Source organism: Mesorhizobium sp. LSJC285A00 (genome assembly GCF_000503155.1).
GTDB lineage: Bacteria > Pseudomonadota > Alphaproteobacteria > Rhizobiales > Rhizobiaceae > Mesorhizobium.
Map to the genome: position 1 here is coordinate 22696 of NZ_AYVK01000006.1, position 17679 is coordinate 40374.

The window sequence follows — 17679 nt, forward strand, 5'->3', positions numbered from 1 at the left end:
GGCTACGCTCCCAGTATGTCGTCGATGAAGGGCAGGAAGCCGGCGGTCAGTCCGGCGTCGACCGGCACCACCGCGCCGGTTATCCCCGATGCGCGATCCGAAACAAGGAAGGCCACCGCTTCGGCCACTTCCGTGGCGTCGACGATGCGGCCGAGCGGATAGAGCCGCTTGAGCTTGCCGAGAACATCCGGGTTCTTGGCCAGGCGATGGTCCCAGGCGGCAGTGCGGATCGAGCCGGGGCAGACGACATTCGCGCGCAGCCCGCTGCGGCCGAGTTCCACAGCGATCGCTTTGGCATAGGCATTGATGCCGGCCTTGGCCGCGGCATAGGCCGGGTTGCCGAAATGGGCGATGGCGTTGACGGAAGAGATGAAGACGACGCTGCCCGAACCGCGCGCGGCCATTGCCTTGATCAGCGGATCGGCGAACAGCATCACCCCGGTCAGATTGAGGTCGAGCTCATGCGTGATCTTGTCGGGGGTCAGCGCTGCAAGAGTCTCGGCGCGCGTCCAGCCGGCATTGTTGATCAGGATGTCGGGCACGCCGTCTTTCCCGAGGATCGCCGTGATCGCGGCATCGGTGGAGATCCGGTCGAGAAGGTCGAAGACGTGGCCCGACGCCAGATGCGGACTGCCGAGCTGGTCTTGCGACTGGTCGCAGCCGACGACGCGCGCGCCTCGTTCGGCCAGCAGCGCCACAATAGCCGAGCCGAGCCCTCCGCCGGCGCCGGTCACCAGCACGGTCTTGCCTGCGAATTCGGCCTTTGAAACCACGCTGCGCGCCTCCCTGGGATCTACGATAATCGGAAAACGCTATTTTAAGAAATGTAATTAAGCAACAGGATAATCCGCTTGCACGAGGTCAAATGATGGATAATGTAGGAAAGTCACATTAAGCCTTGGTCGCCTGGAAGCCGCAAGAGCGCAGGCGCAATCAAATGGGAGAGATCGAATGAAGCTTGCAAAATGGACTGTCGGCCTGATGGCCGGAATGAGCCTGCTCGCCCTGGCCGCGCAGGCAGATGCCGGCGAGGTGCGCGTAACCGTCGCCGAATACAGCGCCAAGACCGGCCCGTATTTCGAAGCGGTGAAAAAGGAATTCGAGGCAGCCAACCCGGGTATCACCGTCAAGTTCGAAGTTGTGCCGTGGGACGTGCTGCTGCAGAAGCTGACCACCGACATCACGGCCGGTACCAATGCCGACCTGTCGATCATCGGCACCCGCTGGCTGATCGATTTCGTCCAGCAGGATGTCGCCGAGCCGCTCGACGCCTACATCAAGCCAGACTTCAAGGACCGCTTCATCGACACCTTCCTGTCGCCGTCGATCATGGAGGGCAAGACCTATGGCCTGCCGATCGCGGCTTCGGCGCGCGCCATGTACTACAACAAGGAATTGTTCGAGAAGGCCGGAATCGCCAACCCGCCGGCAACCTGGACCGAGTTGCAGGAGGATGCGCGCAAGATCAAGGCGCTGGGCACCGGCACGTTCGGCTTCGGCCTGCAGGGCAAGGAGATCGAGACCGACGTCTATTACTACTATGCGATGTGGTCGCAAGGCACCGAGATTCTCAACAAGGATGGCACGTCGGGCCTCGGCACGCCGGGCGCGCTCGAAGCCGCCAAGCTCTACAAGTCGATGATCGACGAAGGCCTGACGGAACCCGGCGTCACCTCCAACAACCGCGAGGACGTCCAGAACCTGTTCAAGCAGGGCAAGGTCGGCATGATGATCACCGCACCCTTCCTGTCCAACCAGATCAAGGACGAGGCGCCGAACCTGAAATATGGCGTGGCCGCTATCCCCGCCGGACCGACCGGCGCGCGCGGCACGTACGGCGTCACCGATTCCATCATCATGTTCAAGAATTCCAAGAACAAGGATGAGGCCTGGAAGCTGCTCGACTTCCTGTTCACCACCGAACAGCGCGCCAAGTTCACGCAAGGGGAAGGCTTCCTGCCGGTGAACAAGGAAGAGGCCAAGATGGACTATTACGTCAACAATGCCGACCTCGCCGCGTTCACCGCACTGCTGCCCGACGCTCGCTTTGCACCGGTCATCCCCGGCTGGGAAGAAGTCGCCCAGATCACCTCGGATGCCATGCAGAAAATCTATCTCGGCGGCGACCCCGAGGCAGGCTTGAAGGAAGCGGCTGCCAAGGCCAACGCCGTGATTAAGAAATAGGGCGTATCTCCCTGCGCCCGGCGCGGCCCAGAGATCGGGGCGCGCCACACTTTCCTCTCCCTCCGGAGGGGGGAGAGGTGGCTCGGCGAAGCCGAGACGGAGTGGGGGAACCACCTGGCAACCGCCGCGACGGACATAGGAAGGGCAATAGGGGCAAACATCACCTCGCCTTGCGCCCCAAGGGTCGACATCCACTCCGTCGACCCCCACTCCGTCGAGCTCCGCTCGACACCTCTCCCCCGATCGACGGGGGAGAGGAAAGGCCCCTTCCGCAACCGTTGCGGAGGATGGGCAGGCAGGTGAGGGGCAGCGCAAACGTCGCAGGAAATTCAAACCCTGAAGCGCTGCCTTAGACCGATATGCGAGATTGATCCGAGCTGGCGCGCCAGCGCCACTTATGTCCAACACGGTACGAATCCGGCCGATGCAAAATCGTTACCTGCCCTATTTATTGACCTTGCCCAGCCTGTTTCTGGCCGCAGTCGTCATCTTCTGGCCGGTCTGGGACCTGATCCAGATATCAACGCATGATGTCAGCCGTTTTGGGCAGCTGCGGGACTTCAACGATTTCGCCAATTATTCCGCCTTCCTCGCCGATCCCGATTTTCTGGCGGCACTCTGGCGCACCGGCCTGTGGACCGTGCTGGTGGTCGGCGGCGCGCTGCTGTTGTCCGTCCCCGTGGCGATGATCCTCAACACCGATTTCTACGGCCGCGGCATTGCCCGCGTCATCATCATGCTGCCCTGGGCGGTGTCGCTGACGATGACGGCAGTGGTCTGGCGCTGGGCGCTCAACGGCGAAAGCGGGATGCTGAACTCGGCGCTGATCGGGCTTGGCCTGATCCATGAAAACATCCAGTGGCTGGCGCGCGCCGAGACGGCATTCCCGATGCAGGTGCTGATCGGCATATTGGTGACGGTACCGTTCACCACGACCATCTTCCTCGGCGGCCTGTCGTCGATCCCCGACGACCTCTACGAGGCGGCGGCCCTGGAGGGGGCGACGCCGCTGCAGCAGTTCCGCGAGATCACCTTTCCGCTGCTGAAGCCGTTCATCAACATCGCCATCGTGCTCAACACCATCTACGTCTTCAATTCCTTCCCGATCATCTGGGTGATGACGCAGGGCGGGCCGGCCAACTCGACCGACATATTGGTCACCCATCTCTACAAGCTGGCCTTCCGCATCGGCAAACTGGGGGAAGCATCGGCAGTGTCGCTGCTGATGTTCGCCATCCTTTTGCTCTTCACCATGATCTATGTGCGCCTCGCCATGCGGGAGCAACGCGCATGACGCCCAAGCTGAAGCGCACGATCATTGCCTGGCTGCTGCTTTCGCCGCTGCTCGTGGTGACCATCTTCCCCTTCGCGGTAATGTTTTTGACCGCGGTCAAACCGCGGCAGGAGGTGCTGTCGCCGACCTGGTGGCCAAGCGAATTCCACTGGTCGAATTTTGCCGACATGTGGGTGGCGACCGGCTTTGGCCAGGCGCTAGCCAATTCGCTCTATGTCTCTGTTATCGCCACCGTCGGCGCCATCCTGATCTCGGTGCCGGCCGCCTATGCCATGTCGCGGTTTCGCTTTGCCGGCTATGGCGCCTTCCGCCAGTTCCTGCTGATCTCGCAGATGATCTCGCCGATCGTGCTGGTGCTCGGCCTGTTCCGGCTGATGGCGGCCTGGGGTCTGATCGAATCCACGACGGCGCTCGGCGTCATCTACATGGCTTTCAACGTCGCCTTCACCGTGTGGATGCTGCAAAGCTATTTCGACACCATCCCGCGCGATCTCGAGGAAGCAGCGTGGATGGAGGGCGCCGGCCGCTGGCTGACCTTGCGAAAAGTGTTTCTGCCGCTTTGCCTGCCGGCAATCGCGGTGACCGCCATCTTCACCTTCATCAACGCATGGAATGAGTTCGTCGTTGCGCTCACAATGCTGCGCAGCCAGGAAAGTTACACGCTGCCGATCCAGGTGTTCTCGCTGGTCGCCGGCCGCTACACGATCGAATGGCACCATGTAATGGCGGCGACGCTGCTGGCGACGCTGCCGGTGGCGATCCTGTTCATCTGGCTGCAGCGCTATCTCGTCCGCGGGCTGGCGCTCGGGGCCGTAAAATAGCAATTCCAGTGTGGAGCGGTTTTCCGTCCGGGATTGCGAAAAACAAATAGCCGTACGGAGTTTTCATGCGCATCTTCACCGCCTCGCTGGCGACCGAAACCAACACCTTCTCGCCGGTGCCGACCGACCGGGCGTCGTTCGAGATGGCGTTCTATGCCGGGCCGGGCAAGCATCCTGATACACCGACCTTGTGCTCCTCGCCGATGGTCGCGCTGCGCCGGCGCGCGGCTGCCGAAGGGCTGACCGTCATCGAAGGCACCGCCACCTGGGCGGAGCCGGGCGGGCTGGTGCAGCGGCAGACCTATGAGGCGTTGCGTGACGAGATTCTCGGCCAGTTGAAGGCAGCCTTGCCGGTCGACGCCGTCATCCTCGGCCTGCACGGCGCCATGGTGGCGCAAGGCTATGACGATTGCGAAGGCGATCTGCTGGAACGGGTTCGCGCAATCGTCGGGCCCGACGTGGTGATCGCGGTGGAGCTCGACCCGCACAGCCACCTGACGCCGAAGCGCGTCGCGGCATGCAATGTCATGGCCTATTTCCTCGAATTCCCGCACACCGACTTCTATGAGCGCGGCGAACATGTCGTCGAGCTTGCATTGGCGGCGGCGCGCAGCGAGATCAAGCCGGTGATCTCGACCTTCGACTGCCGCATGATCCAGGTGCTGCCGACCAGCCGCGAGCCGATGCGCTCCTTCGTCGACCGCATCAAGGCGCTGCACGGCAAGGACGGCGTGCTGTCGGTCTCGGTCATCCACGGCTTCATGGCCGCGGACGTGCCCGAAATGGGCACGCGCATCCTGGTCGTGACTGACAATGACAAGGCCAAGGGCGATGCGCTGGCGGAGAGGCTCGGGCGCGAGCTTTACGCCATGCGCGAAAGGACGGCGATGACGATGCTGAACACCGAGGATGGCATCGCGCGGGCACTGGCCGCGCGCAAGGGAAACCCCGGCAAGCCGGTTGTGATTGCCGACATCTGGGACAATCCCGGCGGTGGCGTCGCCGGCGACGGTACCGTCGTGCTGCGCGCAATGTTGGAACAGGGCGTTGACAATTTTGGCGTGGCGACGATCTGGGACCCGATCGCCGTCACCTTTTGCCAGGCGGCAGGCGAAGGCGCCGTCATCGACCTGCGCTTCGGCGGCAAGGCCGGGCCGCTGGCCGGCGAACCGATCGATGCGCGCGTCAAGGTGTTGAAAGCCGTCCCCGAGGGCTGGCAGACCTTCGGGCCGAGCCGGGTGACGCTCGGACCGACGGCACTGGTGCGGCTCGAAGGCACCGAAATCGACATCATCCTCAACACCAACCGCACGCAGACCTTCGAGCCGGATGTCTTCTCCAACATCGGTGTCGATCCGTTGTCGAAGGACATATTGCTGATCAAGTCGACCAACCATTTCTACGCCGGCTTTGAACCGATCGCGGCGGAGATCATCTATGTCTCGGCGCCGAGTTCGTATCCGAGCAATCCGGCGGTAACGGATTACAGGAAGCTGACGCGGCCGGTGTGGCCACGGGTGGCGGATCCTTGGCGCTGGTGATCTCCCCACTTGAGGGGGAGATCACCAAAGGCGACAGAGGGGGTCCTTGCGCGTGAAGCGCCGACCTTCATCTGCCGCAGGAGGTCGAGCCCAGTCGGACCGACCCCCTCTGGCCGCTTTGCGGCCATCTCCCCCTCGAGGGGGGAGACAAGGCGGCGCTATAGCAATCCCCGCTTCACCATCATCGCTTCCGGCGAAGGCATCTTGCCGCGGAACGCCGTGTACAGTTCCTCCGGATCCTTCGACCCGCCGGCGGCATAGATATTCTTCCGAAGCCGTTCCGCCAGAGCCGGGTTGAAGGGATCGCCGGTCTCCTCGAAGGCGGCGAAGGCGTCGGCGTCGAGCACTTCCGACCACATGTAGGAATAGTAGCCGGCTGAATAACCGTCGCCTGAGAAGATATGGCCGAAATGCGGGGTGCGATGACGCATGGCGATGGTGTCGGGCATATCAAGCTTTTCCAGCGTTTCGGCTTCGAAACGCAGCGGTTCCGCCGGCGCATCCGGCCGCGCGTGATACGCCATGTCGATCAGCGCCGACGCTGTGAACTCGACCGTGGCGAAACCGGCGCCGAACGTGCGGGCGGCCAGCATCTTGTCGAGCAGCGACTTCGGCATCGGCTTGCCGGTCTTGACATGCAGCGCATGCTTTTCCAGCACTGCGGGCACCGTCAGCCAGTGCTCGTAGAGCTGCGAAGGCAGTTCGACGAAATCGCGGGAAACCGACGTGCCCGCCACCGACGGCCAGGTGACGTCGGTCAGCATGCCGTGCAAAGCATGGCCGAACTCGTGGAACAGGGTCTTGGCCTCATCGACCGACAGCAGCGCCGCTTCCCCCGCCGGCGGCTTGGCGAAGTTCATGATGTTGTAGATCACCGGCTTGGAGCCATCCCCAAGCTTGTAGCCAGACTTCAGCGCGCTCATCCAGGCGCCAGAACGCTTCGAGGATCGCGCGAAATAGTCGGCGAGGAACAGGCCGCGCTCGCTGCCATCGGCGTTCTTCACCACGAAGACGCGCGCGTCGGGATGCCAGGCGGCGATGCCCTTCTTCTCCTCGAAAGTGATGCCGAACAGTTTTGTGGCGACGTCGAAGCAGGCGTCGATGACCCGGTCGAGTTGCAGATAGGGTTTCAGTTCCGCCTCGTCGAAGTCGAATTTTTCGGCGCGCAATTTCTCCTGGTAGAAGCGCCAGTCCCAGGCGGCGAATTTTTCGTTGCTGCCTGCCTTGGTCGCAAGCCGCTCCAGCTCCTTCTGGTCGGCGGCGGCCTTCTCCAGCGCTTTCTCCCAGACCGGGTCGAGGAGGTCGTGCACCGCCTTCGGCGTCTTGGCCATGGTGTCGTCGAGTTTCAGCGCGGCGAACGAGGCATAGCCGAGCAGCCTGGCCTTTTCGGCGCGCAGTTTCAGCATGTCGCGCACCACTGCGGTGTTGTCGCTGGCGCCGCCATTCTGGCCGCGCATGGTGAAAGCGCGGAAGGCGCTCTCGCGCAGGTCGCGGCGTTCGGAGAAGGTCGTGAACGGCTCATAGATCGAGCGCGACAAGGTGACTGCGTAGCGGCCTTTCTGGCCGCGCGTCTCGGCGGCTTCGGCCATCGAACTCTTCACGAAGTCCGGCAGGCCCGCAAGATCAGCCTCGTCGAGGAACAGCGCCCAGTCGCGCTCGTCGGCCAGCACGTTCTGGCCGAAAGTGGTGCCGAGCGAGGACAGCTCCTCGCTGATGTTGGCCAGCCGCTTCTTGCCGTCGGCGTCGAGTTTTGCGCCCGATCGCACAAAGCCTTTCCAGGTCTTCTCCAGCACCCGCAGCGTCTCGACGTCGAGTTTTAGCGTCTCCCGGCGCTGGTAGAGGTCGTCGATGCGGGCAAACAGTTTCTCGTTCATCGAGATCGCCGAGAAATGCCGCGACATCTTCGGCGAGATCTCACGCTCCAGCGCCTGGATCGCATCGTTGGTGTGGGCGCCGGCCCGGCACCAGAAGATCGACGAGACATGGTCGAGCGGCTCACCGGCGAGTTCGAGGGCTGCCAGCGTATTCTCGATGGTCGGCGCATCCTTGTTGCCGGCGATCGCATCGATTTCGGCCTCATGTGCCTTCAGCGCCGCGTCGAACACCGAGGAGAAATCGTCGTCGCCGATGCTGGCAAAATCCGGCAGGCCGAGCGGCCCTTGCCATTTGGTCAGCGGATGGGCGGCGAGATCGACGGTTTTCGTGGACGGCATGGGGGATCTTTCGATGATTGGCGGAGCTTGCTGACCGATGTAGGGCGATGACTGGCGCGGCGCAACAGCGCGGCCGTTCAAGCCCGCGTCAGAAGCCGTCGCAATTTTCCGCGATCGCCGCTTGCGAACTGGCGGTGATGCGGTTGCCGGTGACGGCGAACGTTTCCTGCATCAGCATGTCATTGTTGGGGAAATCATAGCAGGCGATGACAGTGGTGACGCCGGCCTCGCTCTTTTCGACGCGATGCCGGATTGCGGCGCCGGCGACCGCGCCCTTCCATTCGTCGATCGACGCGATGAACTCCTGCTTCGACTGCACGACGCCGAGATCGTCGAGCTTGATGCGGACATCGTCGGCGAGCAGGTCCGACAATTCGGTGCGATCGGCGACCAGCAGCGCCGAATACCAGCGGTCGATAATGGCGCCGTCATCGGAGCGGGCAGGGACGAGCGAAATCAGCAGCGCCGCTACGGCGAAAGCGATCGCACGCCAAACCCGCATTCTTCCCTCCTCTTATTTGACCATGCCCTTATCCGAAAACCGGTTCCCACTTTTCGGGATCATGGGTCTACGTCAAATCCGGCCGCTCGAAGTCGCCAGTGTCCTTGTTCATCACCCAGAGCTCGCCTGTCGAGATGTCGAACCAGGCGCCATGCAGCGACAGCCGCCCCTTGCCTTCGAGGATGGAGACGCAAGGGAAGGTCCTGAGATTGGCGATCGAATAGCGGATGGAAATCCGCTCCAGCGCCGTCTGCCGTTCGGTTGTCGTCATGAACGTGCTGGACGAAACGGTTTCGGCCGCCGGCGCGATCAGGCTCATCCATTTGCCGATGAAGTCGCCGGGCGACAGCGGCGCCGAATTGGTGTCGAGCGCGGCGCGGATGCCGCCGCAGCGGCCATGGCCCATCACCACGATGTTTTTCACCTTCAGGCTCTGCACGGCGAATTCGAGCGCGGCCGAGGTCGAGTGGAACTCGCCGTCCGGCGCATAGGGCGGCACCAGATTGCCGACATTGCGCAGGACGAACAGTTCGCCCGGACCGGCGTCGAAGATCGCCTCGGGGGCAGAGCGGGAATCGCAGCAGGCAACGATCATGGTTTCGGGCGCCTGCCCTTCGCGGGCGAGCTCGCGATAGCGTCCGCTCTCGGTGAGATAGCGGCCATTCATGAAGTTGCGGTAGCCGGTCCAAAGATGTTCGGGGAGATGGGGCATGGGCTAGGGATGAAGCCTTTCGGGGTTAGCGACGGCAGCTCATTTCAAGTTAGAAAGGCTCTAACGGCAAATGCCCGTCGCGGGCAATGCCGAATTGCGGATGGCTTCGTCGCAAATCGCCATGCCGCACGCATGGCTCGCCGCTTGCCTCACGCCCAGATCGCCAGGGGAATGCCCAAACGGTCGGCAAGCGGCGGGTCGGGAAACGGCTTTGCCTCGCCGCCGGCAATGCGTCCGGCAATCAGCATCATCGCTGCGGCGTCGAGGAAATCGTCGGCGGCAGCACCGCGTGGCGGCGGCTGGTCGAGGAAAGCTCTGGTATAGCCGTGCCGGCAGAGCAGCGCCTTGCGTTCTTCCATCCCGGCCGGATTGACGGCGCCCTTGATCTTCTTCGGCAGTGTCATCGGTTTTTCGCCGTTCAGCCGGCAGAAGGCCACTTCGGGATGCGATTCGAAGACGCGGCGGCGCAGTTGCGGACGTGCGATCAGCAGCGCGTCGATCTCGCGTATCTTGGCAAAGATGCCGAAGGCCTGGATCGAGACGCCGCGTGGCGGATCGGAGGTCGCCTTGGCCACCTCGCTGGCGCGCCGATGTGCCTCATACCAGGCCTCGACCGTGGTGAAGCCGCTGGTGTCGGCGTAGAGGGCCGGGCGGGACGGGATAGAGAAGACGCTGGATTGCCGTGCTCCGAGCATTGGCCGTACCAAGGTCTCCGGCCCGCGCCCGCCTCTTTGCGAGACGTCCGGCAGGCCGATCGGCATGTCGACGACCACTGTCGCATCGGCGGGCAAGGCGTCGAGCAGGGTCGCAAAGCTGGGAAAGACGCGGACTGACGGCGCGGCATCCAGATCGCGGCGGACGGCGATCCAGCCGGCCTTGCAGCCGTCGACGCCGACGACCACGGTCGAGGTCACGCCCGGCGGTCCCGCCCCGGATGCGTGAGGTGGCGCAGTTGCACCATCGCCATCGGATGCGACAGGCTCTGGGCATCGGTTTCAAGCTGCAACTCGTCGCCGCCACGCTTGGCGGTTCGCGCCAGGATTTCGTAGACGGCGGCGGTGGTCGATTGCAGCGCCTTGATCGGCGGCTGCCCCGACAGGATGCGGGCGAGGTAGACGGCCGCAGTCAGGTCACCGAGGCCATTCGGCGGCTTGTCGATGAGGCGGTGTTCGGCCAGCAGCGCCTGGGTGCCGTCAAGCAGCAGATTGCCGGTGCCGCCGGTCATCATCGACTGTGCCGACGTCACCAGCATTGTTGACGGTCCGGCATGGAGGGCGGCCGAGATCACCGATTTCAGATCGGGCAAAGGCGCGCCGGCCATCCACTCCAGCTCATAGCGGTTGGGGGTGGCGATGTCGGCGATCGGCATCAGCCGGTCGCGCATCGCGGCGGCCGTCGGCTCGGGCACATAGAGCCCGCCGGAATCGCCCATCACCGGATCGCATATATAAATCGCGTCCGGCGTCTTGGCCTTGACCGCCGCAACCAGCGAGGCGACGGCCTCGGCCTGGCCGGCCTCGCCAAGATAGCCCGACAGCACCGCGCCGACCTCACCCAGCCAGGGCGCGCGCTCGAGATCGGCCATCAGCGCCTTGAACTGGTCGAGCGGCGGCACGATGCGCGTGGCGCGGCCATGGCCCGGATGCCAGGGCAAGATGACCGTCGGTACCGCCCACACGGGAAAGCCCAGCGTCTCCAGCGCAAACACGGCGGCGCGGTTGCCGACCGAGCCGCGGGCGACATGGCTGGAAATGACGATGACCGCGCGCGGCGCGTCGGCTTTTTCGCTGTTCATGGAAAATCCTAGATACGGATAATTTTTCGTTGAATCGTCATCCTGATCTATCTCTTTGGTTGGAGCATGATCTCCGGACAAAACGGTTCCCGCTTGTCCGAGAAAACCGGTTCCCACTTTTCAGGATCATGCTCTAGCTGCCCCGGGAGACGTGGTACACGAGCCAGATCAAAAGGCCGAGGGCGACGATGAGCCCAAGTGCGCGACCGATGCGGGTGCCCCAGACCTCGATCGGATCGGATCGGTCGGCCTCCGCTGCGGTAACATGATCGCGCGCGCCTTTCGCTGCCCGTGACACCAGCGATGCGCCGCCAAGGCCGCCCTCGTTCGCCACGCGCTCGATAATGCGGCGCGATTCGCTGTCATCGTCGTGGCGTTCCGCCATGATCCTGTCCTGTTTGCCGGCAACCATACCGTGTTCGCGCGATCAATCACAGGGCCTCGCCGGCGCATGAATGCGCGCCAGGAATGCGCGCCAGCGGCAGACATTTTCTTGAGCGCGGATTGTGCTAATGCTTCGCATGCAACTTCTGTCGAGGGACCTCACCATGTTTGCCCAGCGCCTTGCCTTCCCTTTTCGCAGTCTGCCGGCCGTGCTGATGATGGCCGTCGTGCTGCCTCTGCTCGCCGGCTGCGGCTTCAACACCATCCCGACGGCGGAGGAAAACGCTAAGGCGGCATGGAGCGAGGTGCTGAACCAGTATCAGCGTCGGTCCGACCTCATTCCCAATTTGGTCGAGACGGTGAAGGGCTATGCCTCGCATGAAAAGGACACGCTCGATGCGGTGGTCGAGGCGCGCGCCAAGGCGACGCAGATCACGGTGACGCCGGAAACGCTGAAGGACCCCGAAGCGCTCAAGAAGTTCCAGGATGCGCAATCAGGGCTGACCAGCGCGCTATCGCGGCTGATCGCGGTGTCGGAGGCCTATCCCGACCTCAAGGCCAACCAGAATTTCCTGGCGCTGCAGGCGCAACTCGAAGGCACCGAGAACCGTATCGCCGTGGCGCGGCGCGACTACATCCTGGCGGTCAAGGATTACAATCTGACGCTGAGGACCTTTCCGTCGGTGCTATGGGCAACCTTCTGGTTCCGCAGCAACGAGCCCTTCGCCAACTTGACCGTCGAAGAAGACAAGATGCAGCCGCCGAAGGTCGATTTCGGCACGAAGCAGGGCGGGTGATGACGTCTGGGTGAGCTTGGCCTTTGCCAGCCTTGCGTTCCTTCACACCCCCCTCTGTCCTGCCGGACATCTCCCCCTCAAGGGGGGAGATCAGCTGTCTTCTGTCCTTGCGCCAAATATCAGCGTTGCCGGCTGAGCGTCGGCAGCGAGATTGCCAATCTCCCCCCTCGAGGGGGAGATGTCCGGCAGGACAGAGGGGGACGCGAAGGAACGCCAACCTTGGTGTTCTTCTCGCCTTTCTGGCCGTCTTCCTGCCCCTCACCGCCTTCGCCGCCGACCTCCCCGCGCTGACCGGCCGCGTCGTCGATAACGCCGGGATCATCGATGCAGGCACCAAAGCCGCGCTCACCCAGAAACTCGCCGACTTCGAGACAAAAGGCTCCGACCAGATCGTCGTCGCCACCATCCCCAGCCTCGACGGCGAGGAGATCGAGCCTTACGCCAACCGGCTGTTTCGCTTCTGGAAGCTTGGCCAGGCCAAGGAAAATAACGGCGTGCTGCTGCTGGTGGCGCCGAACGACCGCAAGATGCGCATCGAGGTCGGCTATGGGCTGGAAGGCACGCTGACCGATTTGCACACCAAGCTGATCATCGAAAACGACATGGTGCCGGCGTTCCGCGCCGGCGATTTCTCCGGGGGCATTTCCAAGGCCGTCGACGACATGGTGATGGTGCTGGAAGGCAATCCGGAGGAATTGGAGGCGCGCGGCGAGCGCAACCAGAAGCCGCCCATCAATACCGACAATCTGTTCTTCGGCGTCTTCATCAGCATCTGGGCAATCATCTTCTTCGGCAGCATGGCCGCCTCCATCCTGCCGCCGATCTTCGGCCAAAAACTCGGTCCCGGCCGCTATCGCTGGCTCGGCATGACATTCGAGCCGGGCCGGCGGTCGTCCAGCGGCGGCTGGTCTTCGGGCGGGGGCGGCTGGTCGTCGGGTTCAAGCGGTGGTGGCGGCTTTTCCGGCGGCGGCGGTTCGTCCGGCGGCGGCGGCTCCTCGGGAAGCTGGTGACGAGATGACAACACGCATCGCCAATCCCTGGCATGGCCGCTTCGCCACGATGACCGGCGCTGCCTTGCTGGTCTTGCTCGTCAGCTTCGCGGCGCTGGCGGCGGAACTGCCCGCCCTCACCGGTCGTGTCGTCGACAATGCAGGCATCATCGATGCCGCGACCGAGGCGGCGCTCACCCAAAGACTGGCCGATTTCGAGACCAAAGGCTCCGACCAGATCGTCGTCGCGACGGTTCCCAGCCTCGACGGCGAGGAGATCGAGCCTTACGCCACCCGGCTGTTCAACGCCTGGAAGCTCGGCCAGAAGGCCAAGAACAATGGCGTGCTTCTGCTGGTGGCCGTGAACGACCGCAAGATGCGCATCGAGGTCGGCTACGGGCTGGAAGCCACGCTCACCAACCAGCACGCCACACGGATCATTGAAGGCATGGTGCCGGCCTTCCGCGCCGGGGATTTCTCCGGCGGTATTTCCAAAGCGGTCGACGACATGATCATGGTGATTGAGGACAGTCATGGTGGTTGAGGGGAACTGGTGACGGCATGACAGTACGCGTCTTCAATCCGCCAAGACCTGGCCGCGCAGCCGCGACGATCGGCATCGCCCTGTTGACGATGCTCACCATGCTGTTTGTAGCCTTGGCGGCAGACCTGCCGGCACTCACCGGGCGGGTGGTCGACAATGCCGGTATTATCGACGCCGCGACCAAGGCGGCACTGACGCAGAAACTCGCGGATTTCGAGACCAAAGGCTCCGACCAGATCGTCGTCGCCACGATCAACAGCCTCGACGGCGAGGAGATCGAACCCTACGCCAACCGGCTGTTCCGCTTTTGGAAACTCGGCCAGGCCGGCGAAAACAACGGCGTGCTTCTGCTGGTGGCCAAGAACGACCACAAGATGCGCATCGAGGTCGGCTACGGGCTGGAAGGCACGCTGACCGACCTGCACACCAAACTGATCATCGAAAACGACATGGTGCCGGCGTTCCGCGCCGGTGATTTCTCCGGCGGCATTTCCAAGGCCGTCGACGACATGGTCATGGTGCTGGAAGGCAACCCGGAAGAGCTGGAGGCGCGCGGCAAGCGCAACCCGGCCGACCGCAGCACGCCCATCGATCCCGTCGTCACGGTCTTCCTGATCCTGTGGGCGGCGATGTTCTTCGGCGGCCTGGCGATGGCCTTCCTGCCGCCGATCTTCGGCACCAAGCTGTCGCCGGGCGTGTATAAATGGCTGGGCATGACCTTTCGCTACGGCCAGGGGCCGAGCGGATCGTCCTCGGGCTCCAGCAGCTGGACAACAAGTTCGTCGTCGGGCAGCGGATGGTCATCGGGAAGTTCGGGCAGCAGCTGGTCTTCGGGCTCAAGCAGCGGCGGCGGGTTTTCAGGCGGCGGCGGTTCGTCTGGCGGTGGCGGGTCTTCAGGGAGCTGGTGAGAGAAGATGGCAACACGACCGATCAGCCCACAGGACCATGAGCGCATCGCCACCGCGATCCGCGCGGCCGAGGCCAAAACCGACGGCGAGATCTACTGCGTCGTTGCGCATGCCAGCGACGGCTATTTCTTTCCCGCCGCCTTCATGGCGACATCAGGCATGCTGATTGCCAGCCTCGCCGTCGCTTATGGGCTGGAAGCCTGGTGGCTGTCGATCCGGCTGCCGCATTTCGTCATTGTCCAACTGCTGGCACTGGCCTCGGTGTTGGTGCTTTTGTGGGCGCTGCCGGGCTTGCGCATCCATCTGGTGCCGCGCCGGCAGCGTTATCAGGCGGCACATCACAATGCGCTCAGGCAGTTCCTCGCCCGCAATGTCCACCGCACCACGGCGCGCACCGGCGTGTTGGTCTTCGTGTCGATCGCCGAGCGTTATGCCGAAGTGGTCGCCGATTCGGGCATCGACAGCAAGGTCGGCCAGCATGTCTGGGACGGCGTGGTGCGCGATCTCCTGCAGCATGCCGGTGACGACCGGCTCGCCGACGGCTTCGTCAAGGCGATCGGGCAGGTCGGCGCGGTGCTGGCCGAGCATTTCCCGGTGACGTCGGGCGACGCCAATGAACTGGACGATCATCTCGTCGAGATCTGAAAAGCCAGCACGCGCTACCCGGACGGACGCCTGACCGCGCCGGCTGGGTGCGTTTTCCAAGCAGGCTTTGCCCATTGTCAGCAGCGTCGCGATCGGCTGTGAGAAAGCGGTCGGCGGGCTGACCTCGACTCTTGCAAATGGCCGATGCGGGTTTATGGTTAACAAATCATGAATACGCTGAGCATCGACATCAGGAAAGCCGAACCGCGCGACGCTGGCGCCATTGCGGACGTGCACCAGCAGGCTTGGGAGGGCGCCTATTCCGGCATCATCCCGCATCGCTCGCTGACCTCGATGATCAACCGCCGCGGCGCCGACTGGTGGGCCAACGCCATCCGCCGCGCCGCCACCGTTCTGGTGGTCGAGATCGGCGGCACCATCGCCGGCTATGCCACGATCGGCAAGAACCGCGCCCGCGAGCTGAAGCAACAGGGCGAAATCTACGAACTTTACCTGCGTCCGGAATATCAAGGCATCGGGCTCGGCAGCCGGCTGTTCAAGGCGGCGCGGGCGCGGCTTGCCGACCACGGGCTGAAGGGAATGGTGGTGTGGGCGCTGGAAGACAACCAGAACGCACTTTCCTTCTATGCCGGCGCGGGTGGCCGTGACGTCGCCGAAGGCGTCGAGATTTTCGAGCAGAGGGCGCTCAAGAAGGTCGCCTTCGTCTGGGAATGACCGGCTTCGGTTACAAATCATCATAAACCGTGCGCTTCCGTTAGCGCTTCGCACCAATCGCCGCATTGCACCATGCTGCGCCGCCCGCTATCGATCTTGGACATCGAGAGAGGGATTTAAGCCATGCGAATCGAAGCCATTGCCATCGGAAAGAACCCGCCCGAGGACATCAACGTCATCATCGAGGTGCCGATCGGCGGCGAGCCGATCAAGTACGAGATGGACAAGGAGGCCGGCACGCTGTTCGTCGACCGTTTCCTGCACACCTCGATGCGCTACCCCGGCAATTACGGTTTCGTGCCGCACACGCTGTCGGGCGACGGCGACCCGATCGACGTGCTGGTCTGCAACACGCGCGCGCTGGTGCCGGGCTGCGTCATCAATGTGCGACCGATCGGCGTGCTGGTGATGGAAGACAATGCCGGCCAGGACGAGAAGGTCATTGCCGTGCCGTCGCCGAAGCTGACGCTGCGCTACGAAAACGTCACCGAATACACGCAGCTGCCCGAGATCACCCGCGACCAGGTCCAGCACTTCTTCGAGCACTACAAGGATCTCGAGCCCGGCAAATGGGTCAAGATCGAAGGCTGGCACGATTCCAAATACGCCAAGAAGATGATCGTCGACGCGATCGCACGGGCGAAGGCGGCGAAGTAGCGCCGAGAGAGGCCTGCGTCTCGTTCAAGTAAGCGGCAAACGCCAGCGCGAGGCACCCCCCTCTGGCCTGCCGGCGATCTCCCCCTCAAGGGGGGAGTCGCAACGGCTTTCGTCAATTTTCAGCGCCGAAAGAAAAGCGCCGCCAGCGAAGCTGCCAATCTCCCCCCTTGAGGGGGAGATGCCCGGCAGGGCAGAGGGGGTGCCTTGCACCCACGTGACTAGTTATCCACCCGACCAAACGCCGGCACGTTGCCGATGAGGGTGTGCTTGTCCTTGCCACAGGCGAAACTCTTCGCCTTTTCGTCGGCCAGCTTGCGCGCCTGGTCATTGGCCTGCGGGTTGCCGGTGGCCAGCACGAGGCCGATGGTGCAGCCGTCGCGGGCTTCCATCTGGGCGACCTTGGCGACGAGCAGCACTTCGGTCGGCTTGTTCTCGTCCTCGGGATTGCTGATCGAGCGGCGGTGGATGACGGCAAAGGGAACGGCAACGTCGCCCTTGGTCTCGATGCGCCACTCGACCTTGGCGCCGGACGAGTTGAAGCCGGAAAAGCTCTCCCAGACCGAGGTCATGTCGCCGCCGGGCGGAAATCCGTAGAACAGCGATTCACGGGCGTCGTCATAGGCGATCAGCACGGGATAGCCACGATAGCCGGAGCAGGCGAGTTCGGCCCATTCGCCGTCGCCTTCCTGCGCCTGCGCATAGGTGACGCAGTCCTTTTGCGAGTCGAGGTCGGTGTAGACGCTTGATATGCCGTCGGCATGGGCGGTTTGGGATAGGGCGGCGAGGGCGAATGGAACAAGCAGCAGGGTTCGCATGCGGACGTCTCCCGTGAAGTTCGCCCCAGCCTATCGCCAAATCTGCGGCCGGCCTAGCGTGCCAATCTCAACGTTGGCGCCGCCCAAATCGCCCTGCCGGGCAATTCTCCCCCTGAACGGGAGAAAGTGGCCGGCTGCGCCGCTGGCGACAACCTTGCAACGCTGGCAATTGGCGAAATCGTGATGAGAGCGTTCCTCGCCCC

At 63.4% G+C, this 17679-nt stretch carries 18 protein-coding genes and 1 pseudogene; 11 read left to right on the top strand and 8 right to left on the bottom strand.

Annotated elements, in window-relative coordinates; all coding sequences use genetic code 11:
- Positions 1-2: 2 nt before the first annotated feature.
- The gene (locus tag X726_RS161045) at positions 3-773 is read right to left on the bottom strand and encodes an SDR family oxidoreductase (RefSeq protein ID WP_023668606.1); all 771 of its coding nucleotides are present in this window, start codon (positions 771-773) and stop codon (positions 3-5) included.
- A 178-nt stretch (positions 774-951) separates the two neighbouring features.
- Here X726_RS161045 and X726_RS161040 point away from each other — a divergent pair, with 178 nt between their 5' ends.
- The 4 genes from X726_RS161040 (at position 952) to X726_RS161025 (ending at position 5840) form a co-directional block, all read left to right on the top strand.
- Positions 952-2184 carry a sugar ABC transporter substrate-binding protein gene (locus tag X726_RS161040; protein WP_023668607.1) on the top strand — a complete coding sequence of 411 codons (1233 nt, stop codon included), beginning with the start codon at positions 952-954 and terminating at the stop codon, positions 2182-2184.
- A gap of 424 nt (positions 2185-2608) precedes the next feature.
- Entirely contained in the window at positions 2609-3478 is an 870-nt protein-coding gene (locus tag X726_RS161035) for a sugar ABC transporter permease (protein ID WP_023668608.1), read from the top strand.
- Positions 3475-4299, top strand: coding sequence for a carbohydrate ABC transporter permease (locus X726_RS161030; protein ID WP_023668609.1), 825 nt, complete (start codon positions 3475-3477; stop codon positions 4297-4299). Before X726_RS161035 ends, X726_RS161030 begins: the two co-directional genes overlap by 4 nt.
- A gap of 65 nt (positions 4300-4364) precedes the next feature.
- Positions 4365-5840: a M81 family metallopeptidase gene (locus tag X726_RS161025; RefSeq protein WP_023668610.1), complete on the top strand. Its 1476-nt coding sequence runs from the start codon at positions 4365-4367 to the stop codon at positions 5838-5840.
- Between the two features lie 158 nt (positions 5841-5998).
- Here X726_RS161025 and X726_RS161020 read toward each other — a convergent pair whose 3' ends face one another.
- The 6 genes from X726_RS161020 to X726_RS160995 form a co-directional block, all read right to left on the bottom strand.
- Complete coding sequence (locus X726_RS161020; RefSeq protein ID WP_023668611.1) at positions 5999-8053, bottom strand: M3 family metallopeptidase; 2055 nt, start codon at positions 8051-8053, stop codon at positions 5999-6001.
- An 88-nt stretch (positions 8054-8141) separates the two neighbouring features.
- Positions 8142-8555: a hypothetical protein gene (locus tag X726_RS161015; RefSeq protein WP_023668612.1), complete on the bottom strand. Its 414-nt coding sequence runs from the start codon at positions 8553-8555 to the stop codon at positions 8142-8144.
- Between the two features lie 67 nt (positions 8556-8622).
- On the bottom strand, positions 8623-9267 hold the full coding sequence (locus X726_RS161010; protein WP_023668613.1) for a carbonic anhydrase: 645 nt from the start codon (positions 9265-9267) through the stop codon (positions 8623-8625).
- A 149-nt stretch (positions 9268-9416) separates the two neighbouring features.
- Positions 9417-10181 carry a DUF429 domain-containing protein gene (locus X726_RS161005; RefSeq protein ID WP_023668614.1) on the bottom strand — a complete coding sequence of 255 codons (765 nt, stop codon included), beginning with the start codon at positions 10179-10181 and terminating at the stop codon, positions 9417-9419.
- Positions 10178-11062, bottom strand: coding sequence for a pyridoxal kinase PdxY (gene pdxY / locus X726_RS161000; protein WP_023668615.1), 885 nt, complete (start codon positions 11060-11062; stop codon positions 10178-10180). Before pdxY ends, X726_RS161005 begins: the two co-directional genes overlap by 4 nt.
- Before the next feature lie 133 nt (positions 11063-11195).
- The gene (locus tag X726_RS160995; protein WP_023668616.1) at positions 11196-11447 is read right to left on the bottom strand and encodes a hypothetical protein; all 252 of its coding nucleotides are present in this window, start codon (positions 11445-11447) and stop codon (positions 11196-11198) included.
- Between the two features lie 163 nt (positions 11448-11610).
- Between X726_RS160995 and X726_RS160990 the strand changes: the two genes are divergently transcribed.
- From X726_RS160990 to ppa, 7 genes and pseudogenes are all read left to right on the top strand, one after another.
- Positions 11611-12243: a LemA family protein gene (locus X726_RS160990; RefSeq protein ID WP_023668617.1), complete on the top strand. Its 633-nt coding sequence runs from the start codon at positions 11611-11613 to the stop codon at positions 12241-12243.
- A 239-nt stretch (positions 12244-12482) separates the two neighbouring features.
- Positions 12483-13253 (top strand): YgcG family protein, encoded by a 771-nt coding sequence (locus tag X726_RS160985; protein WP_196813610.1) that lies wholly within the window; start codon positions 12483-12485, stop codon positions 13251-13253.
- Positions 13254-13302: 49 nt separating this feature from the next.
- Positions 13303-13758: pseudogene (locus tag X726_RS160980) on the top strand (TPM domain-containing protein); the annotation flags it as partial.
- Positions 13759-13793: 35 nt separating this feature from the next.
- Entirely contained in the window at positions 13794-14684 is an 891-nt protein-coding gene (locus X726_RS160975; RefSeq protein WP_023668620.1) for a YgcG family protein, read from the top strand.
- 6 nt (positions 14685-14690) lie between these two features.
- A complete protein-coding gene (locus X726_RS160970; protein ID WP_023668621.1) occupies positions 14691-15329 on the top strand; it encodes a TPM domain-containing protein in 639 nt (212 codons plus the stop codon).
- Between the two features lie 168 nt (positions 15330-15497).
- A complete protein-coding gene (locus X726_RS160965; protein ID WP_023668622.1) occupies positions 15498-16004 on the top strand; it encodes a GNAT family N-acetyltransferase in 507 nt (168 codons plus the stop codon).
- A 123-nt stretch (positions 16005-16127) separates the two neighbouring features.
- Positions 16128-16661, top strand: coding sequence for an inorganic diphosphatase (ppa, locus tag X726_RS160960; protein WP_023668623.1), 534 nt, complete (start codon positions 16128-16130; stop codon positions 16659-16661).
- A gap of 218 nt (positions 16662-16879) precedes the next feature.
- Here the strand turns inward: ppa and X726_RS160955 are convergent, their stop codons facing one another.
- The gene (locus X726_RS160955; protein WP_023668624.1) at positions 16880-17476 is read right to left on the bottom strand and encodes a hypothetical protein; all 597 of its coding nucleotides are present in this window, start codon (positions 17474-17476) and stop codon (positions 16880-16882) included.
- Positions 17477-17679: the final 203 nt, after the last annotated feature.

What these genes read in the sequence shown, in the direction of transcription:
- X726_RS160975 (WP_023668620.1), top strand. Translation starts at nt 13,794, where the DNA reads ATGACAGTACGCGTCTTCAATCCGCCAAGACCTGGCCGCGCAGCCGCG.
- pdxY (WP_023668615.1), bottom strand. Translation starts at nt 11,062, where the DNA reads ATGAACAGCGAAAAAGCCGACGCGCCGCGCGCGGTCATCGTCATTTCC.
- X726_RS161035 (WP_023668608.1), top strand. Translation starts at nt 2,609, where the DNA reads ATGCAAAATCGTTACCTGCCCTATTTATTGACCTTGCCCAGCCTGTTT.
- X726_RS161025 (WP_023668610.1), top strand. Translation starts at nt 4,365, where the DNA reads ATGCGCATCTTCACCGCCTCGCTGGCGACCGAAACCAACACCTTCTCG.
- X726_RS161020 (WP_023668611.1), bottom strand. Translation starts at nt 8,053, where the DNA reads ATGCCGTCCACGAAAACCGTCGATCTCGCCGCCCATCCGCTGACCAAA.
- X726_RS160955 (WP_023668624.1), bottom strand. Translation starts at nt 17,476, where the DNA reads ATGCGAACCCTGCTGCTTGTTCCATTCGCCCTCGCCGCCCTATCCCAA.
- X726_RS160995 (WP_023668616.1), bottom strand. Translation starts at nt 11,447, where the DNA reads ATGGCGGAACGCCACGACGATGACAGCGAATCGCGCCGCATTATCGAG.
- X726_RS161010 (WP_023668613.1), bottom strand. Translation starts at nt 9,267, where the DNA reads ATGCCCCATCTCCCCGAACATCTTTGGACCGGCTACCGCAACTTCATG.
- X726_RS160990 (WP_023668617.1), top strand. Translation starts at nt 11,611, where the DNA reads ATGTTTGCCCAGCGCCTTGCCTTCCCTTTTCGCAGTCTGCCGGCCGTG.
- ppa (WP_023668623.1), top strand. Translation starts at nt 16,128, where the DNA reads ATGCGAATCGAAGCCATTGCCATCGGAAAGAACCCGCCCGAGGACATC.
- X726_RS161040 (WP_023668607.1), top strand. Translation starts at nt 952, where the DNA reads ATGAAGCTTGCAAAATGGACTGTCGGCCTGATGGCCGGAATGAGCCTG.
- X726_RS161030 (WP_023668609.1), top strand. Translation starts at nt 3,475, where the DNA reads ATGACGCCCAAGCTGAAGCGCACGATCATTGCCTGGCTGCTGCTTTCG.
- X726_RS161015 (WP_023668612.1), bottom strand. Translation starts at nt 8,555, where the DNA reads ATGCGGGTTTGGCGTGCGATCGCTTTCGCCGTAGCGGCGCTGCTGATT.
- X726_RS160970 (WP_023668621.1), top strand. Translation starts at nt 14,691, where the DNA reads ATGGCAACACGACCGATCAGCCCACAGGACCATGAGCGCATCGCCACC.
- X726_RS160965 (WP_023668622.1), top strand. Translation starts at nt 15,498, where the DNA reads ATGAATACGCTGAGCATCGACATCAGGAAAGCCGAACCGCGCGACGCT.